This is a genomic window from Alteromonas ponticola (genome assembly GCF_012911815.1).
GTDB classification, from domain to species: Bacteria; Pseudomonadota; Gammaproteobacteria; order Enterobacterales; family Alteromonadaceae; genus Alteromonas; species Alteromonas ponticola.
In genome coordinates this window covers 285055-311576 of the sequence record NZ_JAATNW010000004.1, presented here as the reverse complement: position 1 = coordinate 311576, position 26522 = coordinate 285055, and the positions used below count along the sequence as shown (strand labels likewise).

Sequence of the window (26522 nt, the reverse complement as noted above, 5' to 3'; positions counted from 1 at the left end):
GGAAAAAAACTAAATTTGTTTATTATTTAATTGTCCGCTTGCAATCGACTGTCTAAAGTAATCTCAACGTAACAACGTTATATCCACCAAGTTTATCTACTGATTTTTGTGTTTGAGTAAATAATGACACCCGCTATTAAGATACTTTGCCAGGCGAACATCGCTCATCATATTCACACTTACAAGCATGCACCTGATAGAGAGTCTTACGGCCTGGAAGCTGCTGAAAAACTAGGCGTGCCCGCAGTTCAGGTCTTTAAAACCCTGGTGGTAAGCCTGGACACGAACGAACTGGTAGTGGGCTTATTGCCGGTGACGTGCAAATTGAACATGAAACAAATTGCCAAAGCAGCGGGAGCAAAGAAAGCGTCAATGGCAGCAGCGACGCTCGTCGAGCGCGCCACTGGCTATGTGTTAGGAGGGGTCAGCCCGCTGGGTCAGAAAAAGCGATTACGCACATTTATTGATACTTCTGCACATCCGTTTAAAACAATTTACATCAGCGCAGGCCGCCGCGGCGTAGAAATTGAAATGAATCCTGAAGCACTGCGCGCGCAACTCAATGCGCGCTTTGCTGAACTCACCTGCTGACTACTGCTTTTCATAAAAGAATACGTCTTGTAACGGTTTTCCAAATGCCTGGGCTATCTTAAAAGCAACTTCCAACGAAGGAGAATACTTTCCTTTTTCAATTGCCATTATGGTTTGGCGGGTTACCCCAACCTGTTCTGCCAGTGCACTTTGGGTCATTTCATCAGCAAAAAAACGTAATTCGCGAATCTTGTTGGTAATAACAAAATGCGCCATGTTTATTCACCCTTGCGGTAATAATACAGATGCGCACTGAAACGCACGATTTCTGAAAGCCAGAAGACGATCACCAATTTTAATTCGAGCGGCGCTAAGCCGAACGACTGGAAGAATGGGTTATCCGAAATGGCGGCACCTTCCGCTAATTGCTTATTCATTAATTCATTTATAATGCAAATGATGACCCCAATAGACAAACACCAGTAACCCCATTCATTAGCACGGAAGCGGAAGGTCGCCTCTCGCTCATCTTCAGGTTCATCCGCGCCTTCTTGCTCTTCCATCGCCAATAGTGCGTGCATAACCACTTCCACCACGATAAACGCAATCACAATTTTTAGCAGCAAAGCAGAAACCGCAGTGGCGTCAACGGCTGGACCGACACTGAAGAGTGCCTGTAACTGACTGCCAAAGTAGCTGGCAAGAATTAAAGAAACCAGCAAGGACACCCACACTGTTTTTTCACGATACGATAAGCTCATTTTTTTCTCCCTGAGTGAATTATGCACAAAAAGTAATCCAAACCAAACATAATGTCAAAAATTTTTAACATTATGTTCGGTATAGTTACCTGGTTCGGCATTAAATCTCAGGTAGAAGGTGTTTCTCAGGGGTGAGTTAACGTGGTGTGCACAGAAATAGTTGCTGTATCAAACGGGTGAGACTGATTAAACAGGTTCGCTACGCCAGCGAAGCAGGGCTCCACTCACTGGCGTCACGAGGAAAGGAACTAGCTTGTTGGTAACAAGACGGTATCAGTTGTAAACAGCACCTCTGTAGGGGTGCCACTGGGTGATCCTCCCAAAGGCTCCAAACTTACCGCTAGTGCGGCCAGATTGGTTATGTCAAATCCATCAACAATAGTCAGACTTCGTTTCCCTGACTTTGGTATGACCCCCAGCGAAATTGGCGCGTCGCCCTGCTTAGGTACCATCCACAGCTCATAATCCTTATCGCTGTACTGGGTTACATTCGCCGTTGCGGTAACAACGATGCCCTGGTCCTGAATATCAATCAACCAAAGAGATTTAGCTTCGCTATTTTGCACAATGGCAACCGTTTTATCTTCGACAGGTGACACCGGCGGGCGCTGGTAAATCAAAAATGTGGCAATCAGCACTGCAACAACGGCAGCAAGTCCGCTGTATATCGTCAAGCGGGATGAACTCGATTTCACTTGTCGCGGCTGGGGAGTAATTGGCACGATATTGTCTGTGTCCCCACCGGTCTCGGCAAATAACTTTGCTTCGATTTTCTTGTAAAGTGCCGGCGGCGGCTCGATGGGTAACAGCTTCGCGTTCATCGTACTGAAATAACGCTCCCAGTCCCACACCGCCTTGGTAACCTGAGGATATTCCATCATCAGTTTCTGAAAGCGTGCACGCGCCTTGCCCACCAGCGTTCCTAACACATATTCAGCCGCTAGCAATTTATACAGGTTTTCATCATTTACATAATTCATATCGATAAACACTGCTTCAAACTTTGCAACCCTCTTCTTATCCAGCTTTTGATTGTACCCAATGGCGAGCGTATATGGGTGACTGCTTCGTTGTGCGAGAGTCCATTAAAATAGACTAACTGAATGGCTTGTCGCTGCTCATCAGTCAGTGCGTTCATGCAATGTTCCAGGCGTTCACTTAATTCGTTATCTGAGTCAGCGACAGGTTGGGCGCCTTCGATAACATCTTTATCTAACAACCCTTGTTCTTTGCGAATATTCTTGCGTCTGATCATATCTAATGAGCGATAGCGGGCAATGGTGGTCATCCATGCCAATACTGTGCCTCTGCCACTTTGGTAATCAGCCGCATTATGCCAAACCCGTATAAACGTATCCTGCATGGCTTCTTCCGCCAGTTCACGACGTTGTAACAACTTTAAACACACTGCATAAATATTGGGACTGGTCTGCTGGTATAGACGGGCAAACGAGGCCCTATCCCCTATAGCTGTGTCTTGCAACAGCGCAAGTAGCTCGGTTGAATCCATCTGAACACCTGGTTTTTATTGGCAAATCTCACTCGTAGAAAACATGTTTACGATGACATCGCCGCGTCATTCTGATTATTTAGGACCCTCATCATGACGACTTTTATTATCAGTGTATAGCCTCGGCAAATCATTTGGCCCAGATTTAATCATTCAATGGAATAACGAATAAAGCAGCGCATTGGATGCAAAATAGCATCAGTTAAATTTGTCCCATTGCAAAAAGTAGCTATTTGCGGTTTACTGGTAAGACCAGATAACCTAAGAGACGATATGTTGAGCGAAAAAATTCACTGCGATGATGGCGCAATACTTACCGGCAATCTGTTTCATGCTGATGAATGCCTGGGCGCAGTGCTGATTGGCTCCGCCACAGGGATCAAACAACAATTCTATCAACCCTTCGCACGGTTTTTGGCAGAAAACGGTTTTACCGCTTTAACCTTCGATTATCGTGGTATCGGTGATTCTCTCAGTCAGCCTGTGAGTGACAGTCGCGCCACTTTAATAAGCTGGGGGGAGTCTGACATGACCGCCGCATTACATCACCTAAAAGCCCGCACTGACGATAAGCCACTTTTTCTGCTCGGGCATAGTGCTGGGGGTCAGCTTGCCGGCTTAATGCGAAATGCACAGCAATTAACCGCCATGTTTAATGTGGGTAGTTCGTCGGGCAGTTTACGCAATATGCGTTTGTTGTATCAGCTAAAAGCGCATTTCTTTATGAATTGTTTTATTCCGCTCTCAAACTGGCTATTTGGTCACACCAAATCACAGTGGCTTGGCATGGGCGAACCTTTGCCTGCCGGTGTAGGGCGACAGTGGCGGCAGTGGTGTAATGGTCAGGGTTATGTCAAAACAAGCTTCGGTAAAGACGTTCAGAATCATCAGTATGACGCACTTAAGATACCGGCAAAGTGGGTAGTGGCCACGGACGATGATATCGCGTGTGAAAAAAACGTCAAAGAAATGATGAGCGTTTACACTAACGCTGACCATTCATTGGAAATTCTTAATCCTTCGCTATGGCAACTTAAGCAAATCGGCCATATGAAATTTTTCTCGCGTCAATCGTCGGCGTTATGGCATCTGCCTCTGACGTTCTTTAGGCAGTACCTGTAGTCCGCTGAAAAAGGGAAATCCCCTTCCTCAGCAGACCGCATTGACCCGTTGTTCTCAGCTGCGCATGCGGGTTACTTTTTCTTCAATGCCTTATCGATATCTTTGCGACTGTGGCGCTCTAGCAGTTGTATTCCATCACCCCACGCCTTGTTGACAATTTTGCCGCGCTTGACCGCTTCACGCTCACCAATTTGCTTCGCCCAGCGCAACAGGTGGGTGTAATCTTCAACTTGTAGAAAGTCGCCGGCATCATACAGCTTGCCCAGTACTACCCCGCCATACCAAGGCCAGACTGCAATGTCTGCAATTGAATATTCATCGCCTGCCAGATATTCGTTAAAGCTTAAATGCTTATCCAGCACATCTAACTGGCGCTTGGTTTCCATGGTAAAGCGATTGATCGGATATTCCATTTTAAAGGGCGCATAATTATAAAAATGCCCGAACCCACCGCCTAGATAAGGAGCGGATCCCATTTGCCAAAACAGCCAGTTTCGACATTCTGTTTTCGCAGTGATTTCTTCCGGAATAAATTTGCCAAATTTTTCTGCCAGATATTGCAGAATAGCTCCGGACTCAAATACCCGTACCGGCGGATTACTGCTGCGATCCATAATAGCGGGTATTTTTGAATTGGGATTGACGTTAACAAAGCCTGATGAGAATTGATCACCCTCACCAATGTCGATGGTCCAGGCATCATATTCCGCTTCTTTAACCCCCGCCGCGAGCAGTTCTTCAAACATAATGCCGACTTTCTGTCCATTCGGCGTAGCTAACGAGTAAAGTTGAAACGGATGTTCGCCTACCGGCAAAGCCTTTTGGTGACGAGGTCCAGAATAGGGACGATTGATATTAGAAAACTTACTGCCGTCTTCTTTCTCCCACGTCCATACTTTCGGTGGCTGGTATTCTTTTTTCTTGCTCATGGTAGCTCCAATTTAGATCCTTAGATCACTACGCAGTTCAATCGATTAGGATTAGTTCGGCGCTATAATGCAGTATGCGGAGCGAGAAGAGGGGGAATAATAAGAAAAAGCGGACACTCCATTGTCCGCAAAGAAGGTTAGTAAGCCCGTTGATTTGACTTACCTGTATAAGGCTACTTCATGTTCTGTGCCAGAAAGTTTTTTAACTTTTAATTCATCAACTTATATCTATTTGCTGAACCGATGCCGGAATGTGGCAGGCATGAATGTAACCTTTCGCAGACACTGGTCATGAAAATGCAAGAAAAGAAGGGTATTTGATGGTAATTAGCAGGGTTATAAACCCTGCTATGCGAAGATGTTAAATACTTACCCGTTTGTACGGACGATACTCGGCTTTCCAGAAATTACGCTCAATTGAAGCAGTAAGCGCTTCATCGGTCATTTCCAGGGCAAGATGTTGTTCCATTGCCACCTTAGCCACTGCGAACGCAATCTGTTTACTTAAGTCTGCAATTTGCGTCAGTGGTGGTAGCAGTGAGCCTTCACCATGCGTCACCAACGGTGAGGCGTCGGCTAATGCCGTGCTGGCGGCCATCAGCATTTCGTCACTTACCAGGCGGGCTTTAGATGCAATCACCCCTAAACCAATGCCGGGGAAAATGTAACTGTTGTTGCATTGTGCAATAGGATACAGCGTATCTTTGTATAGCACTGGCGTAAACGGACTGCCAGTAGCGATAACCACATTACCGTCAGTCCACTCAATCACCTGCTCCGGACGCGCTTCTACCTGTCTTGAAGGGTTGCTGAGGGGAAAGATAATAGGCTTGTCGTGATACTGTTTCATCGCCCGCACAACCTGTTCAGTAAACAGGCCTGGCTGTCCGGATACCCCAATCAATATATCGGGTTGCGCGCAGTGCACTACATCAAGTAGCGAGGCGTATTCGCCACTAAACGTCCACGCTTTGATGTCCTGTTGCTGCTGCTGAAGCTTTTGCTGAAAATCGCGTAAGCCTTCCATGCCTTCGGTCAACAGACCGAAGCGGTCAACCATAAAGACCTGACGGCGCGCCTGCTCGTCGCTCAGCCCTTCCTGACACATTTGCTGGATCAGCATCTCTGCAATTCCGCAGCCAGCAGAGCCAGCTCCCACGAAAACCACTTTCATTTTCGACAGCGCTTTATCTTTCGCTTTACACGCAGCGAGAATAGTACCGAGTGTCACTGCTGCTGTACCTTGAATGTCATCATTAAAGCAGCAGATCTGTTCACGATATCGATTTAGTATTGGCATCGCATTGGGCTGAGCAAAATCTTCGAACTGAATCATTACATCTGGCCAACGTTTCGTCACCGCCTTGATAAACATATCGACGAACTCATCATATTTGTCCTGCTCAATACGTGGATGACGTGCGCCCATATACATAGGGTCGTTTAACAGTTTTTCGTTATTGGTCCCCACATCCAGCATAACAGGCAGAGTATACGCAGGGCTGATACCGCCACATGCGGTATACAACGATAACTTCCCAATCGGAATGCCCATGCCGCCAATGCCCTGATCACCCAGCCCCAGAATACGTTCACCATCGGTTACCACAATGACTTTCACCTTACGCTTGGTCGCATTGCGCACGATATCGTCCAGTTGGTTACGCTCTTCCCATGACAAAAACAGGCCACGCGAGCTGCGATAAATATCCGAGAATTGCTCACAGGCGTCGCCCACGGTCGGGGTATAGATGATCGGCATCATCTCTTCAATATGATTTTGAATCAGCTTGTAAAACAGCGTTTCATTGTTATCGTGGATAGCACGCAAATAAATGTGCTTATTGAGCGCATCATCAAAAGTGTTGTACTGCATATAAGCACGCTCAACCTGCTCCTCAATCGTCTCGTAGCGAGGTGGCAACAGACCTGTCAGGTTGAACTGCGCGCGTTCGCGGGCAGTAAAAGCACTGCCTTTGTTGAGTAGTGGCGTTTCCAGCAACGAAGGGCCGGAATGAGGAATATAAAGATACTTGTTAGAATCTTCTGACATGGTTTGTCCGCATTGTTAAATCTATTAGTTAGCCGTTAGTGCCTGAATCGGTATTAAAAAACTTCTTCAGGCTCTGGCTCATTAGGTGAATCCAATTCTGCAGGGTCGATGATTTCATCTTCCCGAATATAGCTTGTTGGTTCAGTACCTTGCAGAAAGTATTCGAATAGTGTCGTATGGTCTGTGCGTCTGGTCAACTTTCCAGTGGTACGATCTATTCGCACCCTGACAATATTTTCCGGAATCGGCATAGGTGAATAGGGCACCTCATTCAATGCCACCTGCATAAAACGTATCCACGCCGGACCCGCCGCTTTGGCGCCATCTTCAGAGCCAATCATAGCGTTTCCGATCCAGTTGAACCGTTCAGGATCGCGATTGATCAGATTCTGATTGCGTGTAGCCCGCCCCAGCTTTCGGTTCATATCATCGAAGCCTAACCAGGCCGTGGCCACTAAGGTGTGATGGAAGCCGCTGAACCAGGTATCGCGTGAATCATTGGTGGTTCCCGTTTTACCTGCAATATCCTCACGCTGTAAAATATTTCTGGCCCGCCAGCCGGTACCCAGCCAGTAGGTTTTATTATTCCAACTTCCATTAGCGCGCACCCCGGTACGCATCATTTCGCTGACCAGGAACGCATTTTGCGCACTAATCACCTGTGGTGCCGGCTGTTTTGCGTCTTCGTCATCCGGCATGGCAAGCGCCTGATCCTGATTTAGCTGCTCAGCAAGCAGAGTTTCAATATCTTTTTCTTCAGCGTCGGCTACCGCATCATTACACGGATTGCATGCCCATACCGGTTTAGCCTGCCATAATACTTCGCCAAACTCATCCTGAATATTGTCGATAAAATACGGCTTAACAAGAAAACCACCATTGGCAATAACGCTCATGGCGCGCACCATTTCCAGCGGAGAATGTGAACCCGACCCCAACGAAACCGTTTCATCTCTGGGAATTTCACGCTCATTGAAGCCGAAACGAGCCAGATGCTTTACAGTGGCATCCAGCCCTACTCCACGTAACAAGCGCACTGAGACCACGTTTTTTGATTTGCCCAGCGCCTTACGCATACGAATTGGGCCATCATATTCGGCTGGAGAGTTTTCGGGCCGCCAGGCAACGCCAGTGGCAGCATTCCATTGGTTTATAGGCGCATCATTAATTACCGAGGCCAGAGTATAGCCGTGCTCCAGTGCGGCCGAGTAAACGAAGGGTTTAATGTTTGAACCGACCTGACGTTTGGCCTGCGTTGCACGATTAAACTGACTTTGATAGAAACTATAGCCCCCTACTACCGCCTGTACGGCACCGTTCTTGGGATCGATGGCAATCAATGCGCCGCTGACATCAGGAATTTGCGACAAGCGCCATTGTCCGTCCTGTTCGCGAATATGAATGACCGCTCCTTCTGACACGATATCAGCTGCCTTTTCAGGTTCGTTACCCTGTCTGCTATCAGTAATGTACTCGCGAGCCCAGTCCATACCAGCCCACTCTATGACTCTTTTCTGCTCGTCTCTGTCCAACACGGTAATTGCCTGTTCGTGCACTTCTAACACCACAGCCGGAATCAATGGGGTGTAACTTGTTACCTGTTTCAGTGCGCTGATAATGCTGTCTGTATCCCACGCATCACGAGTTTTGGCCGATGACTTTTGCTGAGCTTGCGTTTCGCTGTCGGGTGTCCCATCTTCTTTTGTCAGCGGTGCGTTCCAAAGGTACTGGACTGGTCCACGATAACCATGGCGTTCGTCGTAGTCATGAACATTTCTGACTACTGCATCCTGCGCCGCTGCCTGCAAATGAGACGACGCTGTTGCGTAAACCTGATAGCCGCCGGTTTCAGCTTCTTCTTTGCCATAAATTTCAATCATTTCGTTGTAAATCAGATCGGCCAGATAGGGGGCATCCAAGGCGATTTCAGCACCATGTTTGCGCGATGAGACCGGCTGATTGGCAGCTTCGTCAAATTGCGCTCTGGTGATGAGTTTTTCATCTAACATACGCAGCAGAACGATTCGGCGACGCTCGATGGACCGCTCTGGACGACTGATCGGATTTAGTACTGACGGCGCCTGAGGCAGGCCAGCCAATGTGGCTAACTGGGCCAGGTTTAGCTTGGAAAGAGGTTTACCGTAATACACCTGTGCAGCCGCTCCGAAGCCGAAAGCACGATGTCCCAGTTCAACTTTGTTTAAATATAGCTCGAGAATTTCCTGTTTGCTTAATTCCTGCTCCATGTGCAGTGCAATGAAAATCTCTTTAATCTTGCGGATGTAGGTTTTTTCGCGGGTTAAGAAGAACCCCCTGGCCAACTGCATGCTCAAGGTGCTGGCGCCTTGCTGTTTCTCACCCGTGATCGCCAGATTAAACGCGGCGCGCATGATACCAATTGGATCGATACCATAATGGTCGTAAAAACGGCTGTCTTCTGTCGCGATCACCGCATTGATAAGTTCTTGCGGAACTTCCTCAAGTTTTACCGGGATCCGCCGTTTAACTCCATATTGAGATATCAATTTTCCGTCATGCGTGTAAATGCGCATGGGAGTTTGCAGACGAACGTCCTTTAGAACAGTGACACTAGGCAGGTCAGGTTTGATATAAAAATAAATACCAACCAGCGCAATACTGCCAACCAGTGTGGAAACTATAATGAATAAAATTAGATATTTGATGTACTTCACGAAGATATGATACCAAGGCAATTTCGCCAAAATGACTTATATTTTATACGTACGTGTTTTTATTAGAACCCTACTACGCAGAAAACTTGCGTAATATCCTAACATCGGAATTTTAACCTTTCAGGCCGGAACCCAGCAGATGAAAAAGCTGTTCAAACCAAAACTGCCGTCTATTGTGGGCCTAGATATAGGCACACGTCAAATAAAAGCAGTGCTTTTGGAGCAAACCGAAGCGGGATATACCCTGCAAAGCTTCGCGTGCGAACCCATAAGCAAGATAGCTTTTGCTGAGCGCGAAATAAAAGATTATGAAGCGGTAAGTTTAACCCTGAAAAAAGTTAAAAACGCTTTGAAGGTTAAAGACAAAACCGTCGCCCTGGCCGTGGCAGGCACGTCGGTGATTAATAAAATGGTGTATATGGATCCTGAGCAGAATGATTTTGAGATGGAAAGCCAGATTGAAATCGAAGCGGACAGTTTGATTCCTTACCCATTGGAAGAAGTTTATTTAGATTTTGAGGAAATGGGCCCCAGTAAAACTCATGAAGGCAAGGTCAACGTGTTGTTAACTGCTGCGCACAAAGACATGGTCGACAGCCGCATCACATTAGTTCGTGAAGTGCCATTTGAGCCCAAAATCGTTGATATCGAAGGTTATGCATTAGGTAATGCAATAAAATACTTTTACGCCAAAGAAAATACAGACACGCGGGTATGTTGCATTAATATTGGGGCATCACTACTTCAGGTTTGTGTGTGGGAAAAAGGCGAAGTGATTTACAGCAAAGAGCACGCGTTTGGTATGAATATGTTAATTCAGGATCTGGCTGCAATCCATATGATTGAGCGCGAAGATGCTGAAAAACAACTATTGACGAACACGCTTCCAGCCAATTGGGTCGACGATACGTTGCCTATTTTCTCTGCCAATCTACAGCAGCAGATTAATCGTGCGTTACAAATGTACATGTCTAGCTTTCACACGGATCGCCCGGCGAATATTCTGTTGTGTGGGGGTGGAGCCACGTTATCACCGCTGGTAGATAGTCTGCAGCAGGATTTAGGTATCAACATTGATATTTTTAATCCTTTTTCGGGCATGAAAATCAATCCCAAGTTAGATAAAGAAAAACTGGCAGCCGTCGCCCCACAACTTGCGATTGCCGCCGGCTTAGCCAGCAGGAGTTTCTCTGAATGGCACATATAAACCTGTTGCCCTGGCGTGAAAAGCAGCGTCAGGAGCAAAAGAAACAATATTTGATGGGCCTGGTTGCAGTCGCAGCGCTGGTCGGCCTGGTGTTTTGGTTTGTAGGTCAGGCAATTGATCAACAGATTTCAAATCAAAACGCGCGTAACGCTTACTTACAGAATGAAATCAGCGCATTAGACTCGCAAATTTCAGCCATTCAGGATATCAAAAAGAGCAAAAATGCAATCGAGCAGCGTATGGCATTAATTGAACAACTGCAAACCAGCAGAAACGTCGCCCCGCTGCTTTTTGATGAATTGGCCAAAATTGTACCGCCAGGGGTGTCCTTTAAGTCTATGCGCAGAATGAACAATGTCATTGAAATCGAAGGCATTAGTGATTCTAACAACAGATTATCCGAATTTATGCGTCAACTGGAACGTTCGGATGTGTTTACTGGTGGTGACCTTTCTTCGATTGTTGCCGATGATGCAACCTCCGGTGCCGTAAGTGATTTCACTCTGAAGTTTATTATCAGCCCGGCAATCGCACCGCAGCCTGGTGAAAATGAGACTGCACAAGGAGGCAAAAAATGAAGTTTGATTTTGCCCAGCTAAAAACGCTTAATGAGCTTGATTTTGAACAGATCGCCATCTGGCCTAAAGAAGTCAAAATTGTGGTCAGCATTTTTGTCGGCATTATTGTTGCCGCGTTGAGCTACTATTTTTTAATCAGTCCCAAGCTACCTGTTCTGGATAGCGTTGAAGCTAAAGAGCAAGAACTGAAGTTACAATTTGAAGCGAAATACCGTATCGCGGTCAACCTTGACGCCTACAAAAAACAATTGACCCGTATTGAAGCCGACTTTTCTTCGATGTTGCGTTCGCTACCCACCAGTAATGAAACACCGGGGTTGCTAGACGACATTACATTTGTTGGCACCACATCCGGGCTTAATTTTAGAATTTTAAACTGGCAACAAGAAGTGCCTAAAGAGTTTTACACCGAGCTCCCCATCGAAATGGAAGTAATGGGTGGCTACCATAATTTCGGTGAATTTGTAGCTAAAGTTGCGGATTTGCCGCGTATCGTCACGATTCATGACTTTACATTGACGCAAGAACAAAGCGGACTTCGGCTTCAACTGCAAGCGAAAACGTATCGAACCGCGCTGGCCCAACGAAGTGGGGAGAAAGAATGATGAAGTATTATTCTGCCCTTATGATAATGTGTGCTGTCGTGATGAGCGGCTGCTCGCCTACCCTGAATGACTTGACTGCGTATACGGCACAAGTAAAGTCAACCACTCAGGTTAACATTGAACCTTATCCTGAATTTACCAAACCGCCTTCTGCACAATACACCGCGCAGAATATGCGAAGCCCGTTTACTCGGCCTAGAGAAGTCACCACACCGGTAGCTGTTGCAAAACAGGCCAATTGTTTACAACCGGATTTCAATCGCAAAAAAGCACGTCTGGAAGAGTATGGGTTAGATGCACTGGCACTTTCCGGCAGTTTTACTACCCAGGGTACACAGTGGGCATTGTTTAAATCAAATGATGGAAGCTTGCATAAAGCACAAATTGGCAGCAGGATTGGTTTGTTTTACGGAAAAATTAAAGAAATCAACAACAAATCAGTTAGAATCGAACAATTATTACCTGACGGAGCAGGATGCTGGCAACGCAAAGAAGTTACGCTGACCATGGCCTCGGCAGCAGGAGAAAATGAGAATGTCTGAGCGATACATTTTTAACAAACGGCTTAATCGAAGCAACAGCGCCTGGTACTGGGTTGCCAGCATGGCCGCCTTTTTTGTCATCTTAAATTTTTTAGTGCAGTCCAAGGCCAATGCACAGGAAGCGGAAACGCCATTACTGGACCCATACAAGGCGGAACAGAATGCGTTTTCATCACGTTTGAAAGACGTTCAATTTACGCGTCAGGCCGGCAATCTGGCACTGACCACACTGTCGTTCAACAATAAAACGTTTGACCCTCAATTGATTGAGTCTCAAGGCGAGTTGACCATTACGCTACCTGGCACAGAACTGGCTGATGACCAACTGGTTGAATTAAATGTCGAACAGTTTGGCACTACGGTGTCGGCTATCGAAACGTTTCAGGATAAAGACGGCGCGCGGGTTGTTATTCGTTACGACGGACTGGTATTTGCTCAACACACGCAGGAAGGAAAAGTGTTGCGCATTGAAATCAAACCCATGAGTAAAGAAGAACAAGCCAAATTAAATCAGGACACGCAATACACCGGCGACCCAATATCACTGGATTTTCAGGATGTGCCGGTACGTGAAGTTTTACAAATCATTGCGCAGGTAAATGGCTTTAACCTGGTCACTACCGATACCGTTTCGGGCAACGTGACGATTCGTTTATCGGGTGTACCTTGGGATCAGGCATTGGAGATGATCCTGAAAATTAAAGGTCTGGATAAACGACTTGAAGGTAATATTCTTCTCATCGCGCCAGCGGAAGAACTCACCGCGCGCGAAACCCAGCAACTACAATCGCAAAAGCAGGTTGCGGATTTAGCACCGCTTAAATCTACCAGCATCGTGGTTAACTATGCCAAAGCTGAAGTACTGGCGACGATTTTGAAAAACCAGGACGGCGGCATTCTGTCTCCCCGAGGCACTGCAACGGTGGATGAGCGCACCAATACCATTTTGATCCGTGACACGCAGGAGTCCATCGACGAAGCGCGCTTCATGATCGAAACACTGGATATCCCGGTTAAGCAGGTATTGATAGAAAGCCGAATGGTCACTGTAAGAGATAACGTTGGTGAAGAGTTAGGTGTGCGCTGGGGTTTTTCAGACAGACAGGATGATGACGGTGTATCTGGCTCACTGGAAGGCGCTGACACCATAGCCGGTGGCGTTGTTCCGCAAATTGCCGACCGTTTAAATGTCAACTTACCGGTAATTAACCCGGCAGGACGTATTGGATTTCAGGTTGCCAGCCTGGTAGACGGAACCATCCTGGATCTGGAGCTTTCTGCGCTGGAATCGGAAAATAAAGGTGAAATTATTGCCAGTCCGCGCATCACGGTGGCTAACCAGCAGGAAGCGTACATTGAACAAGGAACTGAAATTCCTTACGTGCAGGCAACGTCCAGTGGTGCGACTTCCGTTGAATTCAAAAAAGCGGTATTAAGTTTAAAGGTCACTCCCCACATAACGCCGGACAACCGCATCATTCTGGATCTCGTGGTTACCCAGGACACCCGCGGCGAGACTGTGTCGACATCAACCGGGCCGGCTGTGGCGATTGATACTCAGGAAATTAAGACGCAGGTACTGATTGAAAATGGCGAGACCGTAGTATTAGGTGGGATTTTCCAACAAATCAATACCGACGATGTATCCAAGGTACCATTATTTGGTGACTTACCAGTCGTAGGCTCACTGTTTAGAAACAAATCTACGCTTTACCAAAAACGCGAACTCCTCATCTTTGTTACACCGAAAATTGTAACCGAGAATCTATAAATAGGGTCAGGAGGGCTAAATGCCCTCCTTAAACACCCCAGTTCCCCCTCTCCAAGTTGACAAAAACTGTTGTTTTTTTAAGTTATTTTTAAATTGCTGCCAACAAAACTTGCATCAGTCGCAGAGAAACTGAGATAATCACGCCCTCGAAATTTAAGCGAGGTTTAAGGAGTGTGCTTATTGGGCAATGAATAGGCACAAGTTTATGGGTGGTCAAGAAAGGCATATGGCACTACCCTCAACATCAAAAAAGTTGTGAAACAAGCAAATATGGCTGAAAAACGTAATATCTTTTTGGTTGGCCCAATGGGTGCAGGCAAAAGCACCATCGGAAGACATCTGGCTGACGAACTTCATCTTGAGTTTTTTGATTCTGATCAGGAAATTGAGCGCCGCACTGGTGCGGATATCGCCTGGATATTTGATCTTGAAGGCGAAGACGGTTTCCGCAAGCGTGAAGAGGACATCATTAACGACCTGACTGACAAGCAAGGTATCGTGCTGGCGACAGGTGGCGGCTCAGTAGTGAGCAAAGCCGTTCGTAACCGTTTATCAGCGCGTGGCATCGTGGTTTATCTGCAAACTACTATCGATAAGCAAGTAGCACGCACGCAACGTGATAAGCGTCGTCCATTGTTACAAAACGGTAATGCTGAACAGGTGTTAAGAGATCTAGCGGGCGAACGTAATCCGCTTTATGAAGAAGTAGCAGACTACATCGTCGAAACAGACGACCAGTCAGCGCGCGCGGTAGCGAGTCAAATCATAAGCCAGATCGGCTTATAACGGATATAGCTGACTATGTCATCAATTAATGTCGAACTTGATGAACGTAGTTATCCCATCACAATTGAAACCGGGCTGTTACAGCAGCCCGGTTTTTTAGTGCCGTACATTAATGGCCCACAGGCCGTAATTATCACCAATACAACCGTAGCACCTCTTTACTTAAGCAATGCAGTCAGAGCTTGTGGCAATAAACAGGTTGAGGTGATTGAATTGCCTGATGGTGAACAATTCAAATCGCTGGCGCAGTTTGAAATTGTCATGACCCGCCTGCTGGAAATGAACGCTGCGCGTGATACCACGTTGATTGCCCTAGGAGGCGGCGTAATTGGCGATTTATGCGGATTTGTTGCCGCAACGTATCAACGGGGTGTGCCATTCATTCAAATCCCGACCACCCTGTTGGCCCAGGTGGATTCATCAGTGGGCGGCAAAACGGCGGTTAATCACCCATTGGGTAAAAACATGATAGGCGCTTTTTATCAGCCCAAATATGTTGCCATCGATGTCAATGTGATTAATACGTTACCGGAACGCGAATTTGCCGCGGGCATGGCTGAAGTCATCAAATACGGTATCATTTACGACGGCGCGTTTTTTGACTGGCTTGAAACTAACCAACAATCCTTGCGAAGTCATCAGGCCAGTGTACTTATTGAAGCCATCAGTCGCTGTTGCCAAATCAAAGCCGACGTTGTCGCCCAGGATGAAAAAGAAGGCGGACTACGTGCGATTCTTAATCTTGGCCACACGTTTGGCCACGCGATAGAAGCCGAGCAAGGCTATGGTAAGTGGTTACATGGCGAAGCGGTTGCGGCTGGTACTGTAATTGCAAGTCAGGTTGCACAGTGTATGGGCTGGCTTTCAGCGTCAGAATGTCGACGTATTGAAAGCTTACTTGCAGCATTTGGGCTGCCGGTCTGCGGACCAGAGTCGATGGACTATCATGCCTACGTCAGGCATATGGTAAGAGACAAAAAGGTGGAAGCGGGTAAAATCCGTTTCGTTATCCCCAAAGGAATTGGTCGCGCAGTGGTCACGAAAGACGTATCAGATACTATACTTCGTCAGATTCTTGGCTAGGCTGTCTACTCATTACACTATACACATAAACTTTGCATTATTAACTCGCCAACTGGCATCGTAAGGTATTCGAAGTGCATTCAGAATTGCATGACCGATTGGAGTATCTGGTTAACTATTCCTCGCAACTCATTTTTGTGAGCAGTGATTCTGTGGCGCAACAACAGAAAACGTTGGAAGCCTTCGTTTTCAAACAGCCCAACGAAACAGACATCGCCTTCATTACGGCCAGTCAGCAGATGGAAATAGCCGATTATCGCTGTCAGCTGTGCCGTCAACTGTTAGGGCAAACTGTAGGTGGCTATGTCCGCCCACTTAGTGAATTACTGGCTGCATTAAACAATCACGACGGTCCAATTCTGATAACGATAACTCAAGCGCAGCATATGCCAGATCTGTTACTCCAGGAGTTGTGGGATTTGGTTTTGCAGAGTCGTTTTGCTGCTAATCGACAACATTTGAATGTGCTCCTGTTTGGTGAATCAACGTGGGCAGAACGCGCTAAACAATGGCTACCAGCAAAAAATACGACCACACCGTTGTTAATTAGCAGTCAATCGGTGGTGCCGTCTTCTAAAGAGCTTACCGTCGACAAGCTGATTTCTAAGCGCAGACAAGAGTTTGAAAAGCATCTCGCGGCACGTTCTTCGTCCGGTATGGTAACTCAAACCACTCGTCGTAACCCTGCACTGTTCTGGAGCCTGATAGTCGGGGTATTTCTATTGATATTTGGCGCGCTTGTAGCATGGTTGTACGGCAATAAGATAACCGCACTTTTTCGTCCATTGGACACACCTTCTGAAATAGCGCAAACAGAACCTGTCGAAGTCGGAACCGCGTACGAAACTTTGGTTGATAACCAGTCACAAGACTCAACTACCAAAGTTGCGGAAACAGTGGATGTCGTCAGCATCGATGAGCGTCCTTCAAACGATGCTTCATCTGCCGCGGATGCGTCAGCTTTAGTAGCTGACTGGCCTGAGGCGCTGGCTCAGACCAGCAATAGCAATGACAATTCTCTGCCAACAGACAACTTAGCTCAGTCAGAGCTTTCCGAGCGTCAGCAACCCCGGTTTGAAAAAAGCGCAGCGGAAAATACGTCCACGACCACACCAGCCAAAGAAACGACTGAGATTGTCGCAGAGCCTGCACCAACCGTGGAACAAGTCAGCGTTGAGGATATTCAGTCCGATAACTTTTATATTCAATTAGCAGGGTTGAAAGATGGTCAGCTGTTGGAGCAGTTTGTGAAAGATCACGACTTGGAAGCAGTGGTTAAAATGTACCAAACGCAGCGTTATGGCGGTGACTGGTATGTCTTATTATTTCACCAACCTTTCGCTTCACTGGATACAGCCAGAAGCGCAGTGGCGAATTTGCCGCAATACCCAGGTCGCGAAAAAGCATTTGTAAAATCTGGCAGCCAAATTAAAGCCGAATTAAATCAATAAGTTTAGTCTTACCGCGAATTGATAGTTGTAGCCGATCAGCTTGCCCGTTACAATCTTCATTCAGGTATGTAACAACCGCCGGCCGAGCAGAGTAAGCTCTATCATCCGAATTCGTGGTTTTTATAGTTAACACTCATGTAGATTTCGTATTACACATGGCAAAACAAAAAAACCGTGCATTCTTAAAATGGGCGGGAGGAAAATACGGGCTGGTTGAACAGATAGCATCGCGCTTGCCTGATGCGGATAGGCTTATCGAACCTTTTGTTGGTGCGGGCTCGGTGTTTTTAAACACGCACTACAAACGTTACCTTCTTAATGATATTAATCCGGATCTCATCAACCTTTATAATTTATTAAAAGCGCAGCCTGACAGACTTATCAGAGACGCGCAGGCGTTTTTCAGTACCAAACATAACAGTGCCGAGATTTACTATGCATTGCGCGATGAATTTAATCAGAGCAGCGATGTGTATTACCGCTCCATTTTATTCCTCTATTTTAATCGTCATGGTTACAATGGCTTGTGTCGATATAATCTGAGTGGCAAATTTAATGTGCCATTTGGGCGCTATAAACGGCCCTATTTTCCAGAGAAAGAAATGAACGTGTTTGCAGAAAAAGCGCAACAGGCGATTTTTACCTGTTTACCCTTTGAGAAGGTATTTAGTAAAGCGCGCGCTGGTAATGTCATTTATTGCGATCCTCCTTACGCGCCACTCAGTAAAACGGCATCTTTTACCAGTTATGCGGCCAACAGCTTTGGTGAAGCTGCACAGGATAAGCTTGCCCTGCTGGCATTGAAAGCTTCTTCACGGGGTATCCCGGTGTTAATTTCCAACCACGATGTGCCTTTAACGCGAAAACTTTATCAACCTGCTTGCCTGAGTCAGATGTCGGTTAAGCGCTCAATCAGTCAAAACGGTGCCCTTCGCAAGCCTGCGGCAGAGTTATTAGCGCTGTTTTCACCCACCGAATTGGACTCACTTTAATTAGGTGGTAATAAACGCCACCAGCGTAACGAGTCCGGTGACAAAAGCTGCCACAAAGATGATGCCAACTACAATGTAAACTACCAGTGAGCCTTGTTCGAAATCGCGCGAATAATTTTTATGCGTCTGCACGCCAAATGCGCTAGCGAAAACACTGCCAATAATCTGCAGCAATCTGGGTTTTACGGCCGTTTTCTTCTTACTCTCGTCCGTTTGAGAGATCCGAATTAGTGTCACGGTTGAGTAGCTCTAGAAGGTCAAGAAAATGAAACTGATAAGTATCTGGCTTACTGAAAAACCAGGAAAACCAGCTTACGTGTGCGGCATGTTCAAGTGCACATTGATTGTGAATGTGACTGGCCGGCAGGTTAGGGTTGAACTCAGTTGAAGGCTGGTATTCACACAAGGAGTCTGTGTGTAATGAATCAACAGATAAACCCATCCATAGCACCGCGGTTAGGCCGCCGAGCGTGAGTAAAGTTTTTGTCCGTCCTTTCTTGAACATTTCACATCACCGCTTAAATTTTCACCCATTATACGCGTTTGCCAACAATGAACAACCTGTTCTAAAGTATTATTTGGTCGATCTGGGCTACGCCAATCCTTACTTGGCGTAGGCTCCCAGAAGTGCAAAGGTACTTTTAAAAGGTTGTGCCCCAGCTTACTACCAATTTGACATCATCATCGCCCGCTTCTTCTTCGGCTTTCGACACCGAAAAAGTGAAATCACCCTTGGCGAGATCCAGTTGCACATGCCCATAGTCGCCATCACTGCCAGCATCAAAATCATAATAGCCATACAGCAGGCTGAGTGAATAATTATTGGCAAGGTCCCAACCATAAGAAACGTTGTAATAGATGTCGCCGGTATCAAACAGCATGCCGTCATCAACCTGACTGTTAACGGTGTACGCAACGCCAAACCCGAATCCCAGATAGCCGCCGTTAAAGTAAAGCTCGCCGAAATCAGAATCTTTATAATCGTCGTCAAGATACGCGTAATAAATGTAACCGACGTCATAATCGAAGCCATTCGACTCGCCACTGTACCCAAGGTATAAATCGGTTTCGGTTGAACCCCCCATCCCCCAATCAATGGTACCTACCCAGGCACCGGCATAAAACCCGCTGTCATGCGTATAATCTAATCCACCTGAAACGGACGGGTCATCGCCGCTTTGCGTAACGCCGCGCCACAAATAGTTACTGGTAACTCCAAAATTAGCCTCAACTGCTGCCGACGCCAACGGGCTGCCAGCGAGCATGGCTGACGCGCCCAACAGCAAAGTTGTCTTTTTTACCAATTTCATGTGTGTTCTCCTTGGAATTGAATATTTTGGATACTGCCGCTTATTATTATATTGTTGAACAACGCAAAACCAGTGCCTAAAAATCACCCCTTTTTCCCACAGCCCAGCTCATAACCTAACTAATTGAATTTAATTTGTTTTATTCAAATTACGCTCAGCGTCATTGTTTACTTTACCATCCCTTTTGGCAACGCAAATGCACTAATTAAATGCGTTTTCACCAACATGGGGCGTCTGCAAAGCTTTTTTCAGGCAAGGCTTTTCGCTACACTTCCCACTACGCATAAACTCATCGCATATTGACCTTTCAAATTTTAAGGGTGTAATCGTGACCACATTTACCATCGCTCCATCAATATTATCTGCGGATTTCGCCCGTCTTGGTGAGGATGTCGAAAAAGTATTGGCTGCCGGTGCCGACATTATTCATTTTGATGTCATGGATAACCATTATGTGCCAAATCTTACGTTCGGCCCAATGATTTGTCAGGCGCTCAGAGATTACGGCATTACTGCGCCAATTGATGTTCATCTGATGGTGAAGCCGGTCAATGATTTAATCGAGCAATTTGCCGATGCCGGGGCAACTTATATCAGCTTTCATCCGGAAGCGTCTGAGCATATTGACCGCTCCTTACAACTTATTGCTGATAAGGGCTGCAAGGCTGGGCTGGTATTTAACCCGGCAACGCCCCTACATTACCTTGATCACGTAATGGACAGGCTGCATCACATCCTGGTGATGTCGGTAAACCCCGGTTTTGGCGGCCAGTCTTTCATTCACTCCACGTTGGATAAGTTGCGTTTAGTGCGACAGCGCGTACGGGAAAGCGGACGCGACATCCGAATTGAGATTGACGGCGGCGTAAAAGTCGATAATATTCGCGCCATTGCTGACGCAGGAGCCGACATGTTTGTGGCAGGTTCAGCCATTTTCAATCAGCCTGATTACAAACACGTCATCGACCAAATGCGTAAAGAACTTGCCGCTAGTAAAGCGTGCTAACTGAATTAACCACCCCGAGCAGAATTTCAGGTAAACATCATGACTCAAAAACCAATTGTACTTAGCGGCTGCCAGCCTTCAGGTCAACTTACCATCGGTAATTATATGGGCGCGCTTAAGCAGTGGGTTGCTATGCAGGATGACCATGATTGTCTGTATATGCTGGTCGATTTACACGCCATTACTGTTCGCCAGGAGCCCGCAGCGCTCAATTCTGCCTGTCTGGACGGACTCGCACTGTACCTGGCGTGTGGTATCAATCCACAGAAAAGCACCCTGTTCATTCAATCGCAAGTGCCAGAGCACGCACAATTAGCCTGGGTGCTAAACTGTTATGCTCAAATGGGTGAGCTTAACCGCATGACTCAGTTCAAAGACAAGTCGGCGCGCAACGTCAATAATATTAATGTTGGCTTATACAGCTACCCCGTTTTGCAAGCCGCGGACATCCTTTTGTATCAGGCCAATCAGGTCCCAGTGGGTGAAGATCAGAAACAGCACCTGGAACTAACACGTGATATTGCGACCCGCATGAATAACTTATACGGTGAAATCTTCACATTGCCTGAGCCGTTTATTCCTGAATTTGGCGCTCGCGTAATGAGCCTGCAAGAACCGGAAAAGAAGATGTCTAAATCTGACAGCAACCCCAATAATTTTGTTGGCTTATTAGAAGATCCGAAAAAACTGGCGAAGAAAATTAAACGTGCTGTAACCGACTCTGATGAACAGGCGCGAATTTACTTTGATGTCAAAGAAAAGCCTGGGGTATCCAATTTACTGTCATTGCTATCATGTGCGACAGGCCAGTCAATTTCGGATCTGGTCCCGCAATACGAAGACAAAATGTACGGTCATTTAAAAGGCGACGTTGCTGAAGCCGTGGTGAGTTTGTTAACCCCCATCCAACAACGTTACCACGAAATTCGTAATGACCGGGCTTATCTTGACGAAGTTATGCAGCAAGGCGCACAAAAAGCCAGTGCCCGCGCAACCACGACACTCGAAAAGGTTTATAAAGCATTGGGATTCATCTCCGTTACCCGCTAATTTTAAGTGCCAGGAATACAATCGTGTTGTTGTTGATTGATAATTTTGATTCATTTACTCATAACCTGGCGCGTTATTTCTTAGAGCTTGATGTTGCGGTGAAAGTGGTACGAAACAACGAACTTTCCCTTTCACAGATAGAAGCACTTCAACCCAGTCACCTGGTAATTTCACCCGGCCCATGCACACCCAATGAGGCGGGCATCAGTCTCGCCGCAATTGAACATTTTGCGGGTCGCCTACCTCTGCTAGGTGTCTGCCTGGGACACCAGGCAATTGGACAGGTGTTTGGTGCCAAAGTCGTGCGCGCTCAACATATATTGCATGGCAAGGTATCGGCGATTCATCATTGTGGGAGTGGTATCATGTCAGACTTACCTTCACCCTTTAACGCAACGCGCTATCATTCACTGGTGTTGCAACCTGACAGTTTATCAGCCAGTCTTCGGGTCGATGCCTGGAGTGAAAACAGCGACGGGATTCATGAAATAATGGCGATTTCTCATACCTCGCTGCCTGTGTGGGGAGTGCAATTCCATCCAGAATCACTCTTAACTGAACATGGGCATGCCTTGCTGAACAATTTTCTGCAGTTGGCCAGCTGATCACGCTTCAGCGTCAGACAACGCCTTAAGCGAAAATGGTTAAATAAGCTAAACTTTATCAGAGCGTTAAACCGCTGATAGCAATAGGGTTGTAGTAGAACACGCGACGATGCATAGTGATTTAGGCAAAAAGTCAGTTATTCAAAATGTGTTATCACATACGGGAGTCGAAGATCGTTTCGATAATTTGCTGATCTCGTTGGAACGTGCGCAAAGTATGGCGGGAAAGGCTAAGCCCGGCGAGGTCGATTTTGCTGAATCAGAGCAGGCTGATGCCAGACGCCAATTGCTGTCAATTGAAAAAGTCGCAATCAAAAATCAAACTTTGCAAAATCTTAGCGACGCGTCGCTAAAAAGTGTTGTCCTGCACGATTTCCATAATTTTCTGTTTACTGCAATTCGCAAAAAAGCGACCAGTCTAAAAAAAGTCTGCAGTCAGAATCTGGGATTTTCCACCGACCTCAAATTCCTGCTGGAAATCCTTAACCTCGACAGCTCCTCACTTCGTCAGGTAGAGGAGCAGATTATTGCCCATCCATGGTTAAGTTATGAACTCATGAAGGTGGTCAATCTGCCGCAGTTTCGCAAAAAAGATGCGCTGGGAAACAGTATTCAGGTTGAATCAATCCGCACCGCGCTGAGTTACCTCGGTCTGGAAAACCTGAAGCGGGTGGTACCCTATATGATCCTAAAGCGCTCACTGCCGCAAACCACGGATCCCTTCCCGGAAATCAAAGAGCATTTGTTCAGTTTTGGCGTCTCCACCGCGGTATCGGCTTCGCTCATCGCTCCGCTGAAACAATTAAGTGCCGAAAACGCATATACGCTGGGTGCTATTCATGCGATCGGCCGGTGTATCCTGATTAAGTTGTATTTTAGACTTTTCGATTTGACCCGTGGCGAATTCATGGAGCAAGCGGCGAAAAAAAAGCGCGTCGATGTGCACCATATCCTGCGCGATATGCAACCGTCAGCAAATTACCTAATCGCCTTGCAACAGGAGTTTGCTGACGGCATTGCCGCTGATCTGTTGAGCCACCTGTCACCGCGCAAACTGGAATTAAGTCAAGATATGCGGTCGCTGGCGGACGCTAAACCTTCCGCAATGGGCCGTGTACTGGAATGGGCCAGAGAATATGCCAAAGTAAGAATGTTGTTGCAGCATCGCTGTATCAATAGAAAAATGGTAAAAATACATTTGCTCAGCATTGGCTTTCCCGCTGACGCTATCGATATTCTCAACCATACTGCCGTCGCCGCACCACCTTATGCTTCCACTTCGCGAAAGAACTAAAAATTTTATGGATAATCATTCAGCGCGCTGTCGCAGATTACTTTTGCGGTTATTTTAAGTAGATTTCGCTTACCAGGGAGATGAGTACCCTCAGCCCCTCCCTCAGCAAGCATCGTTTTTGGCATTTTCAGCGTTATTTTCAGCATAAAATCAACAGCACAGGCTGAGCTGAAAAACGCATCACAACGTAAATAGATAGTTATGCAAATATTTTGCAAGTTTCATCAAACCCCTTGAATATAAAGGGGTTCAGGTATATTCCAAGGAAGACTTTCATTCAATTTGATGGCATAATGCGCAATCAATTTGAACAACTCCGCATTCTTTCTTGCACTTAAATCAAGCCTGAATGCCAGACTCAGAGGTAATTTAAATGAACGTTACTCGCGCAACTTTTGACGAGGTCATGGTACCTAACTATAACCCCGCTAGCATGGTGCCTGTTCGTGGCGAAGGATCACGGGTATGGGATCAGGATGGCGCTGAGTACGTCGACTTTTCTGGTGGAATTGCTGTTAACGTACTGGGTCACTGTCACCCTGAACTGGTGAAAGCGCTAGAAGAGCAAGGTCGTAAGCTCTGGCATTTAAGTAATGTGTTTACAAATGAGCCAGCGATGCGTTTAGCGAAAAAGCTGACCGACGCGACCTTCGCTGATCGAGTCTATTTCGCTAACTCAGGTGCAGAGTCTAACGAAGCCGCCCTGAAACTGGCACGTCGTTATGCATTGGATAAATTCGGAGAAGATAAAAACCAGATTATTGCGTTTAATAAAGGTTTTCACGGTCGTACCTTCTTCACTGTAACGGTGGGTGGTCAAGCCGCATATTCTGACGGATTTGGACCCAAACCCGGCGCAATTGATCATTGCGACTATAACGACCTGGCAGCATTTGAAGCCCTAATTTCCGATAAAACCTGTGCGGTAATGATGGAACCTCTGCAAGGTGAAGGCGGTATCATTTCTCCTGACCCTGAGTTCGTGAAAGGGGTTCGCGCACTATGTGACAAACATAATGCCCTGTTAATTTTTGATGAAGTGCAATCGGGTGTGGGCAGAACCGGGCATCTCTATGCCTATATGGGTCTGGGCGTAACACCTGATATCTTAACCTCAGCGAAAGCGCTGGGTGGCGGCTTTCCTATTGGCGCCATGCTAACAACCGCTGAAATTGCAGAATCCCTCAAGCCTGGCACCCACGGTAGTACGTATGGGGGTAACCCGCTGGCGTGTGCAGTGGCAGAAAAGGCACTTGATATTGTTAATGACGAAGCCGTGCTTAAGGGTGTACTGGAAAAAGAAGCATTGTTCCGTTCGCTGCTTAACGACATCAACGCAAAATACCCCTTCTTTGAAGAAGTGCGCGGTAAAGGATTGCTGTTAGGTTGTGCGTTAAATGAAAAATTCCACGGTAAAGCCCGTGACTTCTTAAATGCTGCAACGAAAGAAAAGTTAATGTGTCTGGTAGCGGGTGCCAATGTAGTGCGTTTTGCGCCTTCACTTGTTATCAGCGAAGCAGACATCAGAGAAGGTATGGCTCGCTTTGAACGTGCTGTAGCTGCTGTTGTTAATGCTGATTAATCACAATGAAGTCGAGTAAGCGGACATGAAAATTATTCGCCCAATCACCTCAGCTGATTATGATGCGCTGTACGAGATTGCTGAAGAGTCAGGTATCGGCTTTACGTCGTTACCTGTCAATCAAGAGCTGTTGGAAAACAAAATAAAAAGGGCTGAAACAGCATTTTCTGCTACCCCTGACAAGCCAGGTGGCGAGTCCTACCTGTTTGTAATGGAAGACACGGCAACCGGTGAAGTTGTTGGCACCAGTGGCATTGAATCGGCTGTGGGTCTTGATGATGCATTTTATCATTACCACATGGGAAAGGTCGTGCACTCCTCCCGTGAGCTGAAAATCCATAATACCGTGGATCTCCTTACACTTTGTAATGACTACACCGGTGTCACTGAAATCTGTACGTTGTTTTTACGTGAAAGAGCGCGCGGTGGAATCAGTGGTCGCCTGTTATCTAAGATGCGTTTCTTGTTCATGATGGAGCATCGTGAACGCTTTGCCGAAAACGTGATTGCGGAAATGCGCGGTGTATGCGACGAAGATGGCGCCTCACCTTTTTGGGAATGGCTTGAAGAACACTTCTTTTCCATAGACTTCCCCACTGCCGACTACCTGTCGGGTATTGGCAATAAAGAGTTCATTGCAGAGTTGATGCCCAAGTACCCCATTTACGTCAATTTACTAAGTGAAAAGGCGCAGGCGGTTATCGGTAAAGTGCATGAGAAAACGCGCCCAGCGTTGCGCATGCTGGAGGAAGAAGGCTTTAGCTGCCGCGGTTATGTGGACATTTTTGATGCCGGCCCGACAGTAGAAGCAAATTTAAGCTGCATACGTACCGCAATGGCCAGCCGGAAAATGCCGGTTGTCATTGATGATCAGACGGCAGCTCAAGGCCAAACGCACTATATTATAAATACGTCGGTACAGAATTTTCGCGCTGTTGCAACTGAAATCGCGGTAAGTGATGAGCAACAGGTGGTAGCTATTTCGCGGCATACAGCGGCGATGCTAAACATCTCGGAAGGGGACACTATACGATTTTCCCCGGTGCAATTCAGAGACTAAA

26 protein-coding genes are annotated in these 26522 nt (G+C 46.7%); 17 read left to right on the top strand and 9 right to left on the bottom strand.

Annotated elements, in window-relative coordinates; genetic code table 11:
- Positions 1-123: 123 nt before the first annotated feature.
- Entirely contained in the window at positions 124-591 is a 468-nt protein-coding gene (gene ybaK / locus HCJ96_RS08510; RefSeq protein WP_169210616.1) for a Cys-tRNA(Pro) deacylase, read from the top strand.
- On the opposite strand, the gene HCJ96_RS08505 is transcribed toward ybaK, so the two are convergent.
- The 4 genes from HCJ96_RS08505 to HCJ96_RS08490 form a co-directional block, all read right to left on the bottom strand.
- Positions 592-807: a helix-turn-helix transcriptional regulator gene (locus HCJ96_RS08505; protein ID WP_169210615.1), complete on the bottom strand. Its 216-nt coding sequence runs from the start codon at positions 805-807 to the stop codon at positions 592-594.
- Between the two features lie 2 nt (positions 808-809).
- On the bottom strand, positions 810-1292 hold the full coding sequence (locus HCJ96_RS08500; protein WP_169210614.1) for a hypothetical protein: 483 nt from the start codon (positions 1290-1292) through the stop codon (positions 810-812).
- Between the two features lie 248 nt (positions 1293-1540).
- Positions 1541-2272, bottom strand: coding sequence for an anti-sigma factor (locus HCJ96_RS08495; RefSeq protein ID WP_169210613.1), 732 nt, complete (start codon positions 2270-2272; stop codon positions 1541-1543).
- Positions 2269-2802 (bottom strand): sigma-70 family RNA polymerase sigma factor, encoded by a 534-nt coding sequence (locus HCJ96_RS08490; protein WP_169210612.1) that lies wholly within the window; start codon positions 2800-2802, stop codon positions 2269-2271. The genes HCJ96_RS08495 and HCJ96_RS08490 overlap by 4 nt, the downstream gene beginning before the upstream one ends.
- 273 nt (positions 2803-3075) lie before the next feature.
- On the opposite strand from HCJ96_RS08490, the gene HCJ96_RS08485 reads away from it, so the two are divergent.
- Positions 3076-3924, top strand: a complete 849-nt coding sequence (locus HCJ96_RS08485) for an alpha/beta hydrolase family protein (protein ID WP_169210611.1) — start codon at positions 3076-3078, stop codon at positions 3922-3924.
- A 71-nt stretch (positions 3925-3995) separates the two neighbouring features.
- On the opposite strand, the gene yghU is transcribed toward HCJ96_RS08485, so the two are convergent.
- The 3 genes from yghU to HCJ96_RS08470 form a co-directional block, all read right to left on the bottom strand.
- Positions 3996-4853, bottom strand: coding sequence for a glutathione-dependent disulfide-bond oxidoreductase (gene yghU / locus HCJ96_RS08480; RefSeq protein ID WP_169210610.1), 858 nt, complete (start codon positions 4851-4853; stop codon positions 3996-3998).
- 361 nt (positions 4854-5214) lie between these two features.
- Positions 5215-6906 carry an NAD-dependent malic enzyme gene (locus tag HCJ96_RS08475; protein ID WP_169210609.1) on the bottom strand — a complete coding sequence of 564 codons (1692 nt, stop codon included), beginning with the start codon at positions 6904-6906 and terminating at the stop codon, positions 5215-5217.
- A gap of 53 nt (positions 6907-6959) precedes the next feature.
- A complete protein-coding gene (locus HCJ96_RS08470) occupies positions 6960-9599 on the bottom strand; it encodes a PBP1A family penicillin-binding protein (protein WP_169210608.1) in 2640 nt (879 codons plus the stop codon).
- A 139-nt stretch (positions 9600-9738) separates the two neighbouring features.
- Here HCJ96_RS08470 and pilM point away from each other — a divergent pair, with 139 nt between their 5' ends.
- The 9 genes from pilM (at position 9739) to HCJ96_RS08425 (ending at position 18614) form a co-directional block, all read left to right on the top strand.
- Entirely contained in the window at positions 9739-10806 is a 1068-nt protein-coding gene (gene pilM, locus HCJ96_RS08465) for a type IV pilus assembly protein PilM (RefSeq protein WP_169210607.1), read from the top strand.
- Positions 10794-11384: a PilN domain-containing protein gene (locus HCJ96_RS08460; RefSeq protein ID WP_169210606.1), complete on the top strand. Its 591-nt coding sequence runs from the start codon at positions 10794-10796 to the stop codon at positions 11382-11384. The genes pilM and HCJ96_RS08460 overlap by 13 nt, the downstream gene beginning before the upstream one ends.
- The gene (locus tag HCJ96_RS08455) at positions 11381-11989 is read left to right on the top strand and encodes a type IV pilus inner membrane component PilO (RefSeq protein WP_169210605.1); all 609 of its coding nucleotides are present in this window, start codon (positions 11381-11383) and stop codon (positions 11987-11989) included. The genes HCJ96_RS08460 and HCJ96_RS08455 overlap by 4 nt, the downstream gene beginning before the upstream one ends.
- Positions 11989-12531 carry a pilus assembly protein PilP gene (locus HCJ96_RS08450; RefSeq protein WP_169210770.1) on the top strand — a complete coding sequence of 181 codons (543 nt, stop codon included), beginning with the start codon at positions 11989-11991 and terminating at the stop codon, positions 12529-12531. The genes HCJ96_RS08455 and HCJ96_RS08450 overlap by 1 nt, the downstream gene beginning before the upstream one ends.
- Positions 12524-14302 carry a type IV pilus secretin PilQ gene (locus HCJ96_RS08445; protein ID WP_169210604.1) on the top strand — a complete coding sequence of 593 codons (1779 nt, stop codon included), beginning with the start codon at positions 12524-12526 and terminating at the stop codon, positions 14300-14302. Before HCJ96_RS08450 ends, HCJ96_RS08445 begins: the two co-directional genes overlap by 8 nt.
- Before the next feature lie 270 nt (positions 14303-14572).
- Positions 14573-15088 (top strand): shikimate kinase AroK, encoded by a 516-nt coding sequence (gene aroK / locus HCJ96_RS08440; protein WP_169210603.1) that lies wholly within the window; start codon positions 14573-14575, stop codon positions 15086-15088.
- A 15-nt stretch (positions 15089-15103) separates the two neighbouring features.
- Entirely contained in the window at positions 15104-16171 is a 1068-nt protein-coding gene (aroB, locus tag HCJ96_RS08435; RefSeq protein WP_169210602.1) for a 3-dehydroquinate synthase, read from the top strand.
- Between the two features lie 74 nt (positions 16172-16245).
- Positions 16246-17622 (top strand): SPOR domain-containing protein, encoded by a 1377-nt coding sequence (locus tag HCJ96_RS16530; protein WP_169210601.1) that lies wholly within the window; start codon positions 16246-16248, stop codon positions 17620-17622.
- A gap of 155 nt (positions 17623-17777) precedes the next feature.
- The gene (locus tag HCJ96_RS08425) at positions 17778-18614 is read left to right on the top strand and encodes a Dam family site-specific DNA-(adenine-N6)-methyltransferase (protein ID WP_169210600.1); all 837 of its coding nucleotides are present in this window, start codon (positions 17778-17780) and stop codon (positions 18612-18614) included.
- On the opposite strand, the gene HCJ96_RS08420 is transcribed toward HCJ96_RS08425, so the two are convergent.
- Both HCJ96_RS08420 and HCJ96_RS08415 read right to left on the bottom strand, forming a co-directional pair.
- Positions 18615-18851: a DUF2970 domain-containing protein gene (locus tag HCJ96_RS08420; RefSeq protein ID WP_343034687.1), complete on the bottom strand. Its 237-nt coding sequence runs from the start codon at positions 18849-18851 to the stop codon at positions 18615-18617.
- Between the two features lie 404 nt (positions 18852-19255).
- On the bottom strand, positions 19256-19924 hold the full coding sequence (locus tag HCJ96_RS08415; protein ID WP_169210599.1) for a TorF family putative porin: 669 nt from the start codon (positions 19922-19924) through the stop codon (positions 19256-19258).
- A gap of 328 nt (positions 19925-20252) precedes the next feature.
- On the opposite strand from HCJ96_RS08415, the gene rpe reads away from it, so the two are divergent.
- The 6 genes from rpe (at position 20253) to astA (ending at position 26521) form a co-directional block, all read left to right on the top strand.
- Positions 20253-20930 carry a ribulose-phosphate 3-epimerase gene (gene rpe / locus HCJ96_RS08410; RefSeq protein WP_169210598.1) on the top strand — a complete coding sequence of 226 codons (678 nt, stop codon included), beginning with the start codon at positions 20253-20255 and terminating at the stop codon, positions 20928-20930.
- A 39-nt stretch (positions 20931-20969) separates the two neighbouring features.
- Positions 20970-21980: a tryptophan--tRNA ligase gene (gene trpS / locus HCJ96_RS08405; protein WP_169210597.1), complete on the top strand. Its 1011-nt coding sequence runs from the start codon at positions 20970-20972 to the stop codon at positions 21978-21980.
- A gap of 23 nt (positions 21981-22003) precedes the next feature.
- Positions 22004-22585 (top strand): glutamine amidotransferase-related protein, encoded by a 582-nt coding sequence (locus HCJ96_RS08400; RefSeq protein ID WP_169210596.1) that lies wholly within the window; start codon positions 22004-22006, stop codon positions 22583-22585.
- A 109-nt stretch (positions 22586-22694) separates the two neighbouring features.
- Positions 22695-23879, top strand: a complete 1185-nt coding sequence (locus HCJ96_RS08395) for an HDOD domain-containing protein (RefSeq protein WP_169210595.1) — start codon at positions 22695-22697, stop codon at positions 23877-23879.
- A gap of 373 nt (positions 23880-24252) precedes the next feature.
- Positions 24253-25461: an aspartate aminotransferase family protein gene (locus HCJ96_RS08390; RefSeq protein WP_169210594.1), complete on the top strand. Its 1209-nt coding sequence runs from the start codon at positions 24253-24255 to the stop codon at positions 25459-25461.
- Between the two features lie 25 nt (positions 25462-25486).
- Positions 25487-26521, top strand: coding sequence for an arginine N-succinyltransferase (astA, locus tag HCJ96_RS08385; protein WP_169210593.1), 1035 nt, complete (start codon positions 25487-25489; stop codon positions 26519-26521).
- The last annotated feature ends 1 nt before the right edge of the window (position 26522 follow it).